Here is a 16564-nt window from a genome sequence, read left to right as displayed (position 1 = left end):
ATAAACTTGGCATACAAGGATTCTCCTTTCGTTAAGATCATTGGTTTTTCGTCAACTCCAATATATCATATCGAAGTGAATCCTTGTATTTTATTTGTTACCTATCTATTGTATCCCAACACAGAATTACGACAATTCCAAGGATGATCATGTATAGAATCACCGCAATTTTATTCGGATTTTTCAGAATATCTATGATATTCTTACTGTCATTTTCACACTTTCTTCCCTCATATTCGCCATAGTAAGAAGGTACCTGTGAGATTCCATTCTGATTCTTTTCAAAAGATTCCAGATAGGATGCAAGCGCATACCACTCCTTTACCTCAGCACCTCCCTGATCATGAATAATGTACTGTTCAAAATCTTCGATCGCATTGCCATCCTGATCCTTTGGCACGATTTTCAGGATTCCTTTCGAAGTATCCTCTACCGAGCCCAGCATCTGTGCAGAATATAAACCTGCCACCACACGATAAAGTTGGTCATCCTTGATCGTAACCCATTCCTTTTCTTCGGAATAAGGGACATTTGTTACCAGCTTTACATCCGTCACGCGATTCAGGATCATCCGGTTCGGATTATATTCCCAGGTAAGTCCGCTCGGATACAGCTGTGCCGCTGTCATAAGCGGCGACACCGACACATCGATCTCTGCTGCTGTCTTCAGTTCTTTTCCGGTCAGATATACACTGACCAGAGGATATCCCGGAATCCGGTCTGCACCGATCCCGAGTGAACAGACATTAAATGCATCAGAGACCGTCAGTTCTCCTTTCTGGAAGGTATCACGGATGGTTCCTGACGGTGCAATTGCCACGTCTACCTTTTCATAATCGTCTCCCTCGGCTTTCTGAACCGCATATACATATGAATCTGCAATCAGATTCCCGAGAGAATCCTCCTTAAGAGTCTCTGCAAACTCATCCATCTGTGTAAATTCAACCTCATTCTCTGCCAGAACCTGGTCAAATGTATATCCGAATCCGGACAGATATTCTGAATTCACTTTATTTTTATATTGTTCAAGCTTTGCTGTCACATTTTCATCGACCGTTATCGTTTCATCCAGCCGGTTCAGACTGTATGATTTCATTTCCCAGCGTCCGTTTTCTTTTTCGGTCAGGGTAAGTTCTCCCAGATTCTCACAATACGGTCCCCCGGACACGATATACGTATCTCCGGACTGAATCGGTTCTTCCAAAGTGGAATGCGTATGTCCGCTGATGATCACATCGATTTCAGGAACCTTCTCTGCAAGAATCTCGTCTTCTGACTTCTTTCTGTTCTCATTCGTCCCACTGTGTGACAGACATACGATCATATCGACATCTTCTTCCTCAAGCTGATCCACTGCTTTTTCCGAAGCTTCAACGATATCTTCAAATTCCAGTCCGCTTTCCGGAGCACAATCATCTGCATCCTCTCCCAGGACACCGAACACGCCCACTCGTACTCCTCCATGCTCAATCACAGCGCAGGAAGAAGCACCATACTCATCCATCGCCTGCTTTACCAGCAAATTGTCTTCGGAAGTATTCTTTTCCCAGTCAATGTTCGAGCTGACAAGAACCGGAAGTTTTATCTGCGGATCCTGTACAGCAGTCTGAACTGCCGCATGCAGCATATTGCTGATTCCTTCACTCCGATAATCAAATTCGTGATTGCCAAAGGTTGTCGCATCATAGCCGACATATCCCATCATAGCAAGTTCAGCTGCTTCTGTTTCATAGATGGTCTGGTACAGTGTTCCCATAGAAAAATCACCGCCGTCCAGAAGAAATGTTGCAGGATTCTCTGCCTTCTTCTGATCTGCAAGTGTCTTCAGCTTTCCCAGTCCTCCGATCATAATCGTCTGATCATCCTCATCTGATACCTTGTATGGATCCATATGAGAATGCATATCATGCGTAAATAATATTGTTACCCCTTCTTCTGCATTCTTCTCATCCTCTGCAAGAACCGATGTTACAGACATGCTGCACAGCATGATAATGATCAGCATTACCGATGACATTCTGTTTTTTATATTCATTCCCGACATATCCCCCTTATTCATCCTTTATAATAGCTTCTTTTGACATAACCCCGGACAGGCCTGTATCAAAGTTTCTATGGTACAGTGACTCATAGATTCCCCTCTTTTCCAGCAATTCCTCATGTGTTCCCTCCTCGGCGATCCCGGATTCTGTTAACACCAGAATTCGCTGTGCGTTCTGAATGGTGGTCAATCTGTGAGCGATCACAAATGTTGTACGGTTCTTCGCCAGATGCTCCAGTGACTTCTGAACAACCTGCTCACTTTCGTTATCCAGAGCTGAGGTCGCCTCATCAAAAATCAGAATCGGCGGATTCTTAAGAAATACTCTTGCAATCGACAGCCTCTGTTTCTGCCCACCGGAAAGTTTTACTCCACGCTGTCCGATATCCGTATCATATCCGTCCGGGAAGCTCATGATAAAATCATGTGCATTGGCATTTCTTGCCGCCCGGATCACTTCTTCGTCCGTCGCCTCCGGCCTTCCGTACCTGATGTTATCCATAATTGTTCCGGCAAATAGATATACGTCCTGCTGCACGATTCCGATATGATTGCGCAGATCATTCAGCCTGATATCCCGGATATCTTTCCCATCTATGAAAATCGCTCCATCTGACACCTCATAAAACCTCGGAATCAGACTGCACAGTGTGGTCTTTCCAACACCGGAAGATCCCACCAGCGCTACATAATCGCCCGCCTTTACTTTCAGATTCACATGTCTTAATACTCTTTCAGACTGCTCTTCGTATCCAAAAGAGACATCTTTAAATTCGATTTCTCCGCGTACTTTGGGCATTGCCTCTGCATCCGGCTTATCCGCAATATCCGGAGCAATCGACAATATTTCCAGAAACCGCTCAAACCCGGAATATCCATTCTGAAACTGCTCCGTAAAACTGACCAGCTTTTTCACCGGATCCGTAAAATTATTAATATACAGGAAAAATGTCAGCAGATCCGCAAGTGCAACGGTTCCATTTAACATCATTCCTACTCCTGCCAGAAGAACCACTACCGTAATCAATGTGGTCATCGCACCCAGCCCGGAATTATAGATTCCCATATACCGGTAGCTCAGCTTCTTCGCTTCCACAAAATTATTGTTTCCCACATTGAACTTTTTCATTTCTACTTTTTCATTTGCAAAAGACTTTACCACCCGGATCCCCGCAAGACTGTCTTCGATCTGGCTGTTGATATCCGCGATCTTCTCTCTGTTTTTCTTAAATGCAGCCTTCATCTTCCGATTATAATAAAAAGCAAACAGAAGCATCACCGGGATAAATGCAAACGCAATCAGTGCAAGTTTTCCATTCACCATCAGAAGAATCGAAAAAGAACCGATGATCTTGATTACAGAGATCACCAGATCCTCTGGTCCGTGGTGCAGAAGCTCACTGATATCAAACAGGTCACTTGTGATCCTGGACAGCAGATGTCCGACCTTCTGATTGTCATAAAAAGCAAACGTCAGCTTCTGATAATGTCCGAAAATATCCTTTCGCATATCTGCTTCCATCTTTGCTCCCATGATATGCCCGAAATATCCGATGTAAAAATTACAGAAAATCTCCAGAAAGACCAGAAGAATCATAACGATTCCCAGTTCTGTGATCATCTTTACAGCATCCCCGGCTTCAAAATACACCACCTCATTCGTGATATAGCGAACGATCAGGGGAATGATCAAGGTAATCACAGCACCCAGAACGGCAAATAGCATATCGCTGTAAAACAGGAAGCGATATGGTTTGTAATATGCAAATAATTTTTTCAGTTTTTCTTTCATTATACTCCCCTCGTTTCTCCTCAATGTTCGTTTCACTCACATGCCAGATATGAAAAAAGGACGCACACAAATACATTTGCGTCGTCCTTTTTTTCATATCTGGCGCGTTCGTGTTATTCGTTCATGTTTGCAAGTTTTGCAGCCTGGTCAGCTGCGATGCATGCGTCGATGATTTCCTGAATGTCACCATTCATGATTTTGTCAAGTTTGTATAATGTAAGGCCGATTCGATGATCTGTGACACGACCCTGCGGGAAGTTGTAAGTACGGATTTTCTCAGAACGGTCTCCTGTTCCGATCTGGCTCTTTCTTGCCTCAGCTTCCGCATCATGCCGTTTCTGACACTCCATGTCATACAATTTTGCACGTAAAAGTGCGAATGCCTTATCTTTATTCTGCAGCTGTGACTTTTCTGTCTGGCTGTAAATTACAATTCCCGTCGGATAGTGAGTCAGACGAACCGCAGAGTCTGTCGTATTGACGCACTGTCCGCCATTACCCGATGCACGCATTACATCGATACGAATATCTTTTTCGTCGATCTGAATATCTACATCTTCGGCTTCCGGCATTACTGCAACTGTAATGGTTGAAGTATGAATTCGTCCGCCGGATTCTGTCTCCGGAACTCTCTGTACACGATGTACACCGGACTCATATTTCATTACAGAATATGCTCCCTTTCCGTTTATCATAAATGTCACGTTTTTCATACCGCCGATACCGATTTCTTCGCATTCCACCAGTTCAACCTTCCACCTCTGGCTCTCCGCATAATGCAGATACATACGATAGATCTCTGCTGCAAATAATGCTGCTTCATCTCCGCCTGCACCGGCGCGGATCTCCACGATAACATTCTTATCATCATTCGGATCCTTCGGAAGAAGAAGAATCTTCAGTTCCTGTTCCAGTTCCTCAACTCTCTTCTTTGCATCATTCAGCTCTTCTTTTGCGAGCTCACGCATCTCTTCATCCGTCTCTTCATTCAGCATCTCCAGACTGTCCTCGATTGCCTGTTTGCATGCCTTGTATTCCTTGTATGCCTCCACAATCGGAGTCAGCTCATTCTGCTCCTTCATCAATTTCCGGAATCTGTTCGGATCATTTGCAACATCCGGTTCCTGAAGTTCGCTTAAGATTTCTTCCAGGCGAATGAGCAGATCTTCTAATTTATCAAACATAATTTTTCCTCCTCGTATCTATCTTCTATCCTTTTTCTCTTAACCAGCTTAAAACACCATTATTCTTTATTGTACATGCCGATTACTACTCGGTCAAGTCCTGCCAGATCCTTTTTTACCCTCACGTCAGAATATCCTTCAGCCTTCATAAGCTCTGAAACCGCCTCTCCCTGGTCATGACCGATTTCAAACAGTAAAGCACCGCCTTTTCTGAGATATTGCCCGCTTTCACACACAATTTTTCTGTAAAAGAAGAGCCCGTCTTCTTTTCCGTCCAGTGCGATCCATGGATCATGCAGTCTCACTTCATCCTGAAGTTCTGCAATCACAGCCGTTCTGATATATGGCGGATTCGACACGATCATATCATAAGTACCTTCAATATGCTCAAACAGATCACTCTGTATTAATTTTGCATTTACTTCCAGTCGTTTCCGGTTCGCTTCCGCGACCTTCAGCGCTTCTTCAGAGATATCACAGCCGGTTCCCTCAATTCCCGGCTTCATCTTCAGCATACTGAAAAGAATGCATCCCGAACCGGTACACATGTCCAGCATCTTCATTCCCGTATAAGATATTTTCAGCGCTTCTTCTACCAGAGTCTCCGTATCCTGTCTCGGGATCAGGACGTGATCGTTGACCAGAAACGGATACCCCATAAATTCCTGTTCACCGGTGATGTGCTGCAGAGGAACTCTGGTGCTCCGAATCCGAATCTTTTCCAGATATTCCAGCGCTTTCTCTTCATCCACTTCTTTTGCAGGCTCTCCGTAATAAGAAGCTTTTGTAATGCCTGTAGTATACTCCAACAGATACCATGCATCCAGTTCTGCCTCTTTTATCCCTGCTTCCCGAAGCCTTTCGATTCCTTCTTTATATATCTGCTGAAGTGTGAAAGTTTTCTTCCTCATACGCTCTCCAATCAAACACTGCCTCTACCGCCTCAATTGCCACCTCTATCATTCCATCATCCGGCTCTTTTGTCGTCATCTTCTGAATTGCCAGTCCCGGTTTGCTTAACAGATTGATCAGCGGATTCTCGCTTCGTCCGGCAAGTCTCAGGATTTCATACGATATCCCTGCAATTACCGGAAGCAGTGCAATCCTGACAAACACTCTCATAACCGGTGACTCTACACGTACCACCAGGAGAAGAAGAATGCTGATTGCCAGTACAAAGAACAAAAAGCTCGTTCCACATCTCTTGTGCTGTCTGGAACTCTTTCTTACATTTTCCACCGTAAGCGGAAGACCGTGTTCAATGCAGTTGATACATTTATGCTCTGCTCCATGGTACATGAATGTCCTCTGAATATCTTCCATTCTGGAAATCAGAAGCACATACAGAATAAAAATGCCAATTCTTACGAATCCCTCTATCACTGTTCGCACAGCATAAGAATCGATCAGTGGTTTTAAAAGTGATGACAGAAAGTACGGAAGCACCATAAAGATCGCAATTGCAATTACAAAAGAAACTGCCACAGTTGCTCCCATCATAACGCTTTCCTGCTTCTCTTTCTTTCTGGTCTCTTCGTCTGTCAACGCTTTTTCTTCTTCCTCTTCTTCATAAAAGCTCGCAGAAAACATCATTGTCTTAATTCCAAGCACCATAGAATCGATAAAATTAAACACTCCTCTGATAAACGGTATCGTTGTGAGCTTTTTCCACTTTCCGGTGATGCTGTGATAAGTTTCCTTCTGAACTGCGATCCCGCCGTCCGGCTTACGTACTGCGACTGCATAATCATCCTTATGCTTCATCATGATTCCTTCCAGAACGGCCTGACCGCCAATATTAGATGATTTCATGTATTACTCCTTTTTATCCCAAAGTGCAAAAAAGGTTGAGATTAAACAACCTCAACCCATTACTTGCTAACTTATTTTCCCATTCCGTATTTCTTATTGAACTTATCAACACGGCCACGAGCCTGAGTTGCTTTCTGCTGTCCTGTATAGAATGGATGACATTTAGAACAGATTTCTACGTGGATTTCTTCGTTTGTAGATCCTGTTACGAATGTATTACCACAGTTACAAGTTACAGTTGCCTGATAATATTTTGGATGTATTCCTTCTTTCATGATTTTCACCTCTTCTTTATTTTGTCACATGCATCATATGTGCAATAATGTTCATTAAATTAAACAGCTTTGTTATTGTAGCACATATAATTGCCTTTGTCTAGATTAATTTTGTCTTTTTTACCATTTGTATCAGTTCTGCATTATTATGCGTTCTGGTAAACATGTTCAGAATATTATCTACCGCTTCTTCCGGACGCAGCCCGTTCAAAGCACGGCGCATGCTGTCCACTGCCTCCTGCTCTTCTCTGGTAAGCAGAAGATCTTCCCTTCTCGTCCCGGACTTCGGAATATCAATTGCCGGAAATACCCTTTTTTCTGATAGCTTACGATCCAGTACCAGTTCCATATTACCGGTACCCTTAAACTCTTCATATACAACATCGTCCATTTTACTTCCGGTATCTACCAGTGCCGTCGCAAGGATGGTAAGGCTTCCGCCTTCACGCATATTTCTTGCGGCTCCAAAGAATCGTTTCGGCATGTGAAGTGCAGCCGGATCGAGACCTCCTGACAGCGTTCTTCCTGATGGCGGTACAGTCAGGTTATATGCTCTTGCCAGTCTTGTGATACTGTCAAGAAGGATCATAACATCCTTTTTATGTTCCACCAGTCGTTTTGCACGTTCGATCACCATCTCAGATACTCGTTTATGATGCTCCGGAAGCTCATCAAACGTAGAATAGATAACTTCCACATTTTTCCCCGCAATAGACTCTTTGATATCTGTTACTTCTTCCGGACGTTCATCAATCAGGAGAATCAGCAGATGAATCTCAGGATTATTTTTCTGAACAGACAATGCCACCTGTTTTAAGAGTGTCGTCTTTCCTGCTTTCGGAGGGGATACGATCATACCTCTTTGTCCTTTTCCGATCGGAGACAGCAGATCCACGATCCGCATTGCCGTACTGGTCTTACCGCACTCAAGGCGAAGCCTTTCATCCGGAAAGATTGGAGTCATATCTTCAAAATTTCCTCTCCGCATTGCCCTCATCGGATCCATTTCATTAATTTTGGTCAGATATAGAAGTGCGCTGAACTTTTCCTGCTGTGTCTTAATTCTAGTATTTCCCTCCAGAATATCTCCTGTTTTCAGGTTAAATCTGCGGATCTGGGAAGGTGACACATATACGTCATTTTCTCCCGGAAGGTAGTTATCACTTCTGATAAATCCATATCCATCCGGCATAACCTCCAGAATTCCATGTGCAGTTACACCACTGTCAAGCTTGTCTATATCATGGACTTCTTTATCTCCTGTATTTGCAGACATTTCCTTTACGGTTTCTCTGGATGCCTTTTTTTCTTTTTCATCTTCCTCAAGCATACATTCAATCAGCTCTGCTTTTTTCATTGCAGATATTCCCTTTAATCCTCTTGCCTTTGCAAGATCCTTTAATGTTGCCAAAGGTAATGATTCATATTTTTCTCTCATTCTATTCTATCCTTTCATAATAATATTTTTATATTTCATATTAATTTTCATATTAATCATGTATTATTACTGGAGAAATTCGTCTGAAATGACGATATGGAAATATTAATATAGGATATTATACAACACAAATTCATATTTTTAAAGGGTTTTCTGAATCATTATGTTTTATTGACTTGATCTGGCAGTGATGCTATTATTATAGCGTCGGTGTACAAATGCTTTTTATCCCGTAAACACCGACAGTGTCAATACACGGTTTGCAATTTATAATTATAATAAGAAAGAACATATGAAAAGGTGGTATTCCAATGACAAATAGTGAAAAAGCGCTTAAGATGCACGAAGAATGGCAGGGAAAGATAGAAACGACCGCAAAATCTCATGTAAACTCCCGCGAAGATCTGGCAATTGCCTATACTCCCGGAGTTGCGGAGCCATGTAAGGTAATTGCCAAAGACAAAGAAGCGGCATACACCTATACGATAAAATCCAACACAATTGCTGTCGTATCTGATGGAAGTGCCGTACTGGGACTTGGTAATATCGGAGCCCTTGCTGCAATGCCGGTAATGGAAGGAAAGGCGGTTCTGTTTAAAGAATTTGGCGGCGTCAATGCTGTTCCTATCTGTCTGGATACTCAGGATACAGAAGAAATCATCAAAACGGTGGTAAATATCGCACCTGCCTTTGGCGGCATCAATCTGGAAGACATCAGTGCTCCAAGATGCTTTGAAATTGAAGAACGATTAAAAGAACTCCTTGATATCCCGGTATTTCATGATGATCAGCACGGTACGGCAATCGTCGTTCTCGCCGGCATCATCAATGCCATGAAAGTAACCGGAAAGAACAAGGAAGATTCCCGGGTTGTCATTAACGGTGCTGGTTCTGCCGGTGTCGCAATCACGAAGCTTCTCCTTACCTATGGATTCAGACATGTCACCATGTGCGACATCAACGGAATTATCGGAAAAGATTCTCCGAATCTGAACTGGATGCAGCAGAGAATGGTAGAAGTCACAAACCTCGACAATCAGAAAGGTACTCTTGCCGATGCCCTGAAAGGCGCTGATATCTTCGTTGGTGTGTCTGCTCCGAATATCGTGACTCAGGAAATGGTTGCATCCATGAACAAAGATGCGATCATCTTTGCAATGGCCAACCCGGTTCCGGAGATCATGCCGGACCTCGCGAAAGCTGCAGGCGCAAAAGTAGTCGGTACCGGACGTTCTGATTTTCCGAATCAGGTAAATAACGTGGTTGCCTTCCCCGGTATCTTCAGAGGTGCACTGGAAGGACGTGCTTCTTCCATCACAGAAGAGATGAAGCTTGCAACCGCAAAAGCCATCGCCGGACTGGTTTCTGATGATGAATTGAACGAAAATAACATTCTGCCGGAAGCATTTGATCCTCGTGTATCAGATGTCGTAAGCCGTGCGGTAAAGGAACTGATCTGATATGACCGTTCGCTGGGACGAGAAAAGATATTATTCTCTGGACTATTATCTAAAGAAAACATATGGTGAAAAAATATATAAGATCTCATTGAACGGGGGAATGACGTGCCCCAATCGAGATGGTACTCTGGGACGCCGGGGCTGCATATTCTGCAGTGCCGGCGGTTCTGGTGATTTTGCAGAGGCACCGGCTCTTTCTATCACGGAACAGATTGAGCACGGCAAAGCCAGAGTAGCAGGGAAGCAGACGGGTACTTCCTATATCGCTTATTTTCAGGCTTATACCAACACTTTTGCACCGGTAGAATACCTGAGGCAGATCTTCACGGAAGCAATTCTTCATCCGGATATCCGCATCCTGTCAATTGCAACCAGACCGGATTGTCTGGATTCAGAGATTCTGGATCTGCTCAGTGAACTGAATCAGATAAAGCCTGTCTGGATTGAACTTGGACTTCAGACCATTCATCCTGATACGGCACTCTATATCCGACGAGGATATGATCTTCCAGTCTTTGAACAGGCTGTAAAGGAACTGCGTGCCCGCAATATCGAGGTAATCGTTCATACTATCCTGTGTCTTCCGGGCGAAAGCACCAAAGATATGCTTGACACCATGCATTATCTGAACACACAGGATATCCAGGGAGTAAAGCTTCAGCTTCTGCACATACTAAAGGGAACGGATCTGGCGGATGCCTACCTTTCCCACCCGTTTGAACTTCCTGAGATGGAGGAATATTTTGAACTGCTCGGCAGATGTCTTGAAGAGCTTCGCCCGGATATTGTCATCCATCGTCTGACCGGTGACGGGCCAAAATCACTTTTGCTCGCCCCCCTGTGGACAGCCAATAAACGTCAGGTCTTAAATACCATGCAGGCTTATTTTAAAGCACACGACATCTGGCAGGGAAAGGAGTTTTCATTATGACCCAATCATTCAAGTTATACAAGCTTATCATTTTATATATGTTAAATAAAGTAGACTTCCCTCTGACGAATTCTCAGATATCTGAGTTCATTCTGGACGAAGGCTACACCACTTATTTCAACCTGCAACAGGCTATTTCAGAGCTGATCGATTCCGGATTTATCCGTGAAGAATCCACACACAGCCGTACCTTCTACCACCTTACCGAAGAAGGTGCCGAGACCATTCATTTTTTTAAAAATGATATCTCACCCGCTATTCAGGAAGATATCAATGCTTTTCTGAAAGCCAAACAATATGAATTAAAAAACGAAGTTTCGGTCAAATCTGATTATTATAAGAATTCAAACAGGGAATATTCTGTACGATGTCAGGTACTCGAACACGGATTTCCTCTGATCGATCTGACGCTCACTGCTCCAACAGAAGCAGAGGCTGAGACAATTGCCAATAACTGGACCAAAAAGAATCAGGAAATCTACGCATTAATCATGACACATTTGTTATAAATCTTGACGAAAAGGAATAAACAATATGAAACTTAAAAAAATGGCACAACTTTATATCAGCTTTTTCAAAATCGGAGGACTGACTTTCGGCGGAGGTCTTGCGATGCTTCCCATGCTTCAGCGCGAAGTCGTGGAAACCCATCACTGGTGTACCGAAGAAGAGATTCTGGACATGTACGCAATCGGCCAGTGTACCCCCGGCATCATCGCCGTCAATACAGCCACCTATGTCGGATATAAACAGGCAGGCTTTTTTGGTGGAGTGGCCGCTACACTCGGCGTCATATCTCCTTCTATCATAATTATCTGCCTTGTTGCATCCATTCTTCAGAACTTTATTCATCTGCCTGCAGTGGAACATGCGCTTGCCGGTATCCGCATCATTGTATGTGCATTGATGCTGAACACAGTCGTAACTATGGCACGAAAAGGAATCATTGACATTCTGGGAGGAATTCTTTTTGTTGCGGCGTTCATCCTTGCCTGCTTTACTCCGGTACCAACCGCACTCATTATCGTACTGGCAGGAATCATCGGCGTTATCGCACGCTCTGTGGAAGGGAGGACCAGGAAATGATCTATCTTACACTTGCATTTGAATTCTTTAAGATTGGTCTGTTCTCCATAGGCGGAGGCATGGCGACGGTTCCTTTTTTAATGGATCTTACGACCAAATATGACTGGTTTACCGCGAACGAACTTGCCAACATGATTGCCATCAGTGAAAGCACCCCAGGACCGGTCGGCGTCAATATGGCGACCTATGCCGGATACTCTGCAGCCGGAATTCCCGGTGCAATCGTTGCCACACTGTCCTTAACAGCACCTGCACTGGTGATTATCGTGATCATTGCCCGTTTTCTCGAAAACTTCAGTGAAAATCCGACGGTAAAATCCGTTTTCTACGGAATTCGCCCAACCGTTGCCGCATTAATCGGATATGCAGTATGGGAACTTCTGCAGATTGCGATCGTTGTCACCAGGAACGGCGTTTCTCAGATTGATATTCTGAGTGCCCTGATCTGTCTGGCAGCATTTTTACTGCTTCAGATCAAACAATTAAAAAAACTGCACCCGCTTGTATGGATTGCAGCAGGTGCAGTCATTGGAATCCTGTTCCAGTTATAGATAACGATTAAAATAAAAATTCACTCATAACATAATTACTGATATCAATGCCACGTTCGGTCAGGCGTATGTTGTCTCCGGATTTTTCTATCAGTTTTTCCTGCAAAAGCTTATGCAGAACATCTCCATACACATCCTGTATACTTTTACCGAAGGACTGATAAAATCCGGCGACAGAGATTCCCTTCATCTTTCGAAGTCCCAGAAACATATACTCTTCCATCTGGTTTTCAATGCTTAAGGTCTCCGAATCTTCTCCCTGTGTCCAGCGTCTGTTATTCATGAATGACGCTGCTCCGGTTCCGATTCCAAGATACTCGTCACGGTTCCAATATCCAAGATTATGCCGACATTCATATCCGTCTTTTGCATAGTTTGAAATCTCATATCTGTGGTAACCATAATCCCTGAGTATATTCTTTGTATACTGATACATCATACGCTCCGTATCTTCATCCGGAAGTTCTCTTCTTCTCCTTGCTTCTGCCCTCTCTCCCTCGCCGTATTTCTCATAGAAAGGGGTTCCCTCTTCAATAATCAGGCTATATGCAGAGATATGCTCCGGTCCAAGTTCTGCCACCGTTCTCAGTGTACTCTCCCAGCCGTCCAGTGTCTGAAACGGAATTCCGGACATGAGATCCACATTGATATTGTCAAACCCTTTTTCTCTTGCAAGCGTAAATGTCTCCTGGAACTCCCGGAATGTATGGATTCTTCCCAGCATTTTGAGTTCCTGATCATGCACAGATTGAAGACCGATACTCAGGCGATTGATCCCGGCACGTCTGTAGGAGATCAGCTTGATTCTGTCCACAGTTCCGGGATTGACTTCAATCGTGATCTCTGCATCAGAGTCGACCGGAAACGTCCCTCTGACCGCATCAAAAATATCCCTGATCTGTCCGGCCTCCAGGATGGAAGGTGTCCCTCCTCCAAGAAAAATACTGGTAATATGATAATCCTCTGCCAGTTTATCATATGAGCGTATCTGCCCACAAAGTTGTTCTATATATTCCTGTCGTTCCCCTGCGTCTGCAGGCGCCGACAGGAAATCACAATATCTGCATTTTTTCACACAAAATGGAATGTGAATATATAACTCTAACGGTTTCATTACTTATCATCCAGCTTTAACACACTCATAAATGCTTTCTGAGGAATCTCTACATTACCAACCTGGCGCATACGCTTCTTTCCTTCTTTCTGCTTTTCCAGAAGCTTTCTCTTTCGGCTGATATCACCGCCGTAACACTTGGCGAGCACATCCTTTCGCATGGCCTTCACAGTCTCTCTTGCAATGATCTTGCCTCCGATCGCTGCCTGGATCGGAATCTCAAACAATTGTCTCGGGATCTCCTCTTTCAGCTTTTCGCACATCTTTCTTCCACGCTCATATGCATTGTCGGCATGGATAATAAAGGACAATGCGTCCACCTGTTCTTTATTGATCAGAATGTCCAATTTTACCAGCTCTGAACGTGTATATCCGGCCAGCTCATAATCAAAAGAAGCATAACCTCTGGATCTTGACTTCAGCGCGTCAAAGAAATCGTAGATAATCTCGTTCAATGGCAGATGATATCTGAGCACCGCACGGGTCTCTTCGATATATTCCATCTCATCATAGATTCCTCTTCTTTCCTGACAAAGATCCATAATCGCCCCGATATATTCTGAAGTAACCATAATCTCCGCTTTTACGATCGGTTCTTCCATATATTCAATCTCAGAAGGATCCGGAAGGTTCGACGGATTTGTCAGATCGATAACCTCCCCGTTCGTCTTATGCACTTTATAGATAACGCTTGGCGCTGTCGTTACCAGATCCAGATTATATTCTCTCTCCAGACGCTCCTGTATGATTTCCAGATGCAAAAGACCAAGGAATCCACATCGGAAGCCAAATCCAAGTGCGATTGATGTCTCCGGCTCAAAATGCAGAGAGGCATCATTCAGCTGCAGCTTCTCCAGCGCATCCCGAAGATCCGGATATTTGGCTCCGTCTGCCGGATACATTCCACAATACACCATCGGATTGACTTTCTTATAACCCGGAAGCGGCTTCTCACATGGGCGGGATGCATTGGTAACCGTATCTCCGACACGGGTGTCTTTCACATTCTTCAGACTTGCCGTAATATACCCAACCATTCCGGCGCTTAATTCCTCACACGGAATGAACTGACCTGCTCCAAAGTATCCTACTTCCACTACTTCTGCTTTTGCTCCGGTCGCCATCATGAGAATCGGCGTTCCCTTTCGTACAGTTCCTTCCTTAATTCTGCAGAATACAATGACTCCCTTATAGGAATCATACAGGGAATCAAAGATCAGCGCCTGCAAAGGAGCCAGAGGATCCCCCTGCGGTGCCGGAATCTTTTCTACGATCTGTTCCAGCACCTCTTCCACGTTCAGCCCGGTTTTTGCAGATATCAGCGGTGCATCTGTTGCTTCGATTCCAATCACATCTTCAATCTCTTCAATGACACGATCCGGTTCCGCACTCGGAAGATCAATCTTATTAATCACCGGCATGACATCCAGATCATGATCCAGTGCCAGATATACATTGCCCAGTGTCTGTGCCTCAACTCCCTGTGCAGCATCGACCACAAGGATCGCTCCGTCACAGGCTGCAAGGCTTCTTGATACCTCATAATTAAAGTCCACATGTCCCGGAGTATCAATCAGATTAAATATATACTCTTCTCCGTTTCTCGCTTTATAGACAGTACGAACCGCCTGTGCTTTGATCGTGATCCCCCGTTCTCTCTCAAGATCCATATTATCAAGAACCTGCGACTGCATCTCACGGCTGGTAAGAAGACCTGTCATCTCGATGATACGGTCTGCCAGAGTGGATTTTCCATGATCAATATGGGCAATAATACAAAAATTACGAATTTTACTCTGATCTATTATTGACACTTATCTCGTTCTCCTTACATTTATTTCACATTTTGTTTTTACAGTAATCCTTATCTTATCACGGCAGATTCTTTTTGACAACGGTTCAGACACTGTATTTTACAATAAAGAGTTCCACACTCATCATATCATTTAATCTTCCTGTCTTAACCATCTCTTCCGTATCTGCTGCATCTTCCAGGATTGACCTTAACTCTGTCTCTGAAAAATCACGACATTGCTGCATATACTTGCCCACCACAAACGGATGAAGCCCCACCGTCTTCGCAATCTGGGATTTGTCAAAACCTTTTCCGGCCAGATTCCGAACTTCCATTAATAATTTAAACTGACGTGAAAGCAGATACAATATCCGCATAGGTGGTTCCTTCAGCGCCAGCAGATCATAATAATAATCCAGAGCTTTCTTCTGCTGCTTCGCCGCTACCGCCTCCACCATGGCAAAGATCTGATTCGTAACCTGGCTTGTGCAGATATCATCAATATCCTGAATCGTGATCTCACTTTTTCCCAGCGTATAAGAAAAAAGCTTTTCCATCTCTTTTTCCAGATTTTCCATATCCGTTCCGACCAAAGAGATCAGATATCTTGCAGTAGATTCCTTAATCTGACGTTCTTCTTTTTTTACATTACCGGCAATCCAGTACAAAAGCGTTTTTTCATCCTGACGGCCCATCTCTGCGATCCGGCCCTTTTCCTTGACTGCCTTATAGAGTTTTCCACGCTTGTCTACCTCATTTTCAACGAAGAGAAAACACGCTGTTTCCGGCATCGTCCTGATATAGTCTGCCAATTCCGGCGATGCATTTTTGAAAAAACCGGAATTCTCCACAACAATGAGACGACGCTCTGCAAAAAACGGCATGGTTTCTGCAAGATCGATCAATTCCCCGGGCTGGATTCCCTTGCCCTCATAATAAGCATAATTAACGGTATCTCCCTCCGGAAGGATCGCCTTCGTCAGCTTGTCCTTATACTGTTTTTTCAGATAGGCCTCTTCTCCATATAAAAGATAAGTCTGTCTGAATACTCCTGACTTTATATCCTCATTTAAGCTTTTCATTCA

15 protein-coding genes are annotated in these 16564 nt (G+C 44.0%); 5 read left to right on the top strand and 10 right to left on the bottom strand.

From position 1 onward, the window contains the following. Positions 1-97 precede the first annotated feature (97 nt). The 7 genes from ABE547_RS12585 to rho all read right to left on the bottom strand — a co-directional run bounded on the left by ABE547_RS12585 (position 98) and on the right by rho (position 8542). Positions 98-2035, bottom strand: coding sequence for a bifunctional UDP-sugar hydrolase/5'-nucleotidase (locus ABE547_RS12585; protein ID WP_347379109.1), 1938 nt, complete (start codon positions 2033-2035; stop codon positions 98-100). A gap of 16 nt (positions 2036-2051) precedes the next feature. Then, positions 2052-3833, bottom strand: a complete 1782-nt coding sequence (locus ABE547_RS12580; RefSeq protein ID WP_347379108.1) for an ABC transporter ATP-binding protein — start codon at positions 3831-3833, stop codon at positions 2052-2054. Positions 3834-3946: 113 nt separating this feature from the next. After that, positions 3947-5017: a peptide chain release factor 1 gene (gene prfA / locus ABE547_RS12575; RefSeq protein ID WP_235248738.1), complete on the bottom strand. Its 1071-nt coding sequence runs from the start codon at positions 5015-5017 to the stop codon at positions 3947-3949. Between the two features lie 59 nt (positions 5018-5076). Next, positions 5077-5928, bottom strand: a complete 852-nt coding sequence (prmC, locus tag ABE547_RS12570) for a peptide chain release factor N(5)-glutamine methyltransferase (protein WP_347379107.1) — start codon at positions 5926-5928, stop codon at positions 5077-5079. Then, positions 5891-6829, bottom strand: a complete 939-nt coding sequence (locus ABE547_RS12565; protein WP_347379106.1) for a DUF1385 domain-containing protein — start codon at positions 6827-6829, stop codon at positions 5891-5893. Before ABE547_RS12565 ends, prmC begins: the two co-directional genes overlap by 38 nt. Positions 6830-6900: 71 nt before the next feature. Then, positions 6901-7104, bottom strand: coding sequence for a 50S ribosomal protein L31 (gene rpmE, locus ABE547_RS12560; RefSeq protein ID WP_235248735.1), 204 nt, complete (start codon positions 7102-7104; stop codon positions 6901-6903). Between the two features lie 100 nt (positions 7105-7204). Then, complete coding sequence (gene rho, locus ABE547_RS12555; RefSeq protein WP_347379105.1) at positions 7205-8542, bottom strand: transcription termination factor Rho; 1338 nt, start codon at positions 8540-8542, stop codon at positions 7205-7207. A gap of 311 nt (positions 8543-8853) precedes the next feature. Here rho and ABE547_RS12550 point away from each other — a divergent pair, with 311 nt between their 5' ends. From ABE547_RS12550 to ABE547_RS12530, 5 genes are read left to right on the top strand one after another with little or no spacing between them, the layout of a single operon-like run. Beyond that, a complete protein-coding gene (locus ABE547_RS12550) occupies positions 8854-10002 on the top strand; it encodes an NADP-dependent malic enzyme (protein WP_347379104.1) in 1149 nt (382 codons plus the stop codon). Between the two features lies 1 nt (position 10003). After that, positions 10004-10933 (top strand): TIGR01212 family radical SAM protein, encoded by a 930-nt coding sequence (locus tag ABE547_RS12545; RefSeq protein WP_347379103.1) that lies wholly within the window; start codon positions 10004-10006, stop codon positions 10931-10933. Beyond that, a complete protein-coding gene (locus ABE547_RS12540; RefSeq protein ID WP_347379102.1) occupies positions 10930-11442 on the top strand; it encodes a DUF4364 family protein in 513 nt (170 codons plus the stop codon). The genes ABE547_RS12545 and ABE547_RS12540 overlap by 4 nt, the downstream gene beginning before the upstream one ends. 25 nt (positions 11443-11467) lie before the next feature. Next, positions 11468-12019: a chromate transporter gene (locus ABE547_RS12535; RefSeq protein ID WP_347379101.1), complete on the top strand. Its 552-nt coding sequence runs from the start codon at positions 11468-11470 to the stop codon at positions 12017-12019. Beyond that, positions 12016-12570: a chromate transporter gene (locus ABE547_RS12530; RefSeq protein WP_347379100.1), complete on the top strand. Its 555-nt coding sequence runs from the start codon at positions 12016-12018 to the stop codon at positions 12568-12570. Before ABE547_RS12535 ends, ABE547_RS12530 begins: the two co-directional genes overlap by 4 nt. Before the next feature lie 7 nt (positions 12571-12577). Here the strand turns inward: ABE547_RS12530 and hemW are convergent, their stop codons facing one another. The 3 genes from hemW to holA form a co-directional block, all read right to left on the bottom strand. Further along, positions 12578-13684, bottom strand: coding sequence for a radical SAM family heme chaperone HemW (hemW, locus tag ABE547_RS12525; protein WP_347379099.1), 1107 nt, complete (start codon positions 13682-13684; stop codon positions 12578-12580). Then, positions 13684-15498, bottom strand: a complete 1815-nt coding sequence (gene lepA / locus ABE547_RS12520; protein WP_347379098.1) for a translation elongation factor 4 — start codon at positions 15496-15498, stop codon at positions 13684-13686. The genes hemW and lepA overlap by 1 nt, the downstream gene beginning before the upstream one ends. Positions 15499-15583: 85 nt before the next feature. After that, the gene (holA, locus tag ABE547_RS12515) at positions 15584-16561 is read right to left on the bottom strand and encodes a DNA polymerase III subunit delta (protein WP_347379097.1); all 978 of its coding nucleotides are present in this window, start codon (positions 16559-16561) and stop codon (positions 15584-15586) included. Positions 16562-16564: the final 3 nt, after the last annotated feature.

This window comes from Dorea sp. YH-dor226 (genome assembly GCF_039832105.1).
In the GTDB taxonomy this organism is placed as follows: Bacteria; Bacillota; Clostridia; order Lachnospirales; family Lachnospiraceae; genus Dorea_A.
Note: the sequence above shows the minus strand (reverse complement) of the source record. Positions and strands in the feature narration are given on the sequence as shown.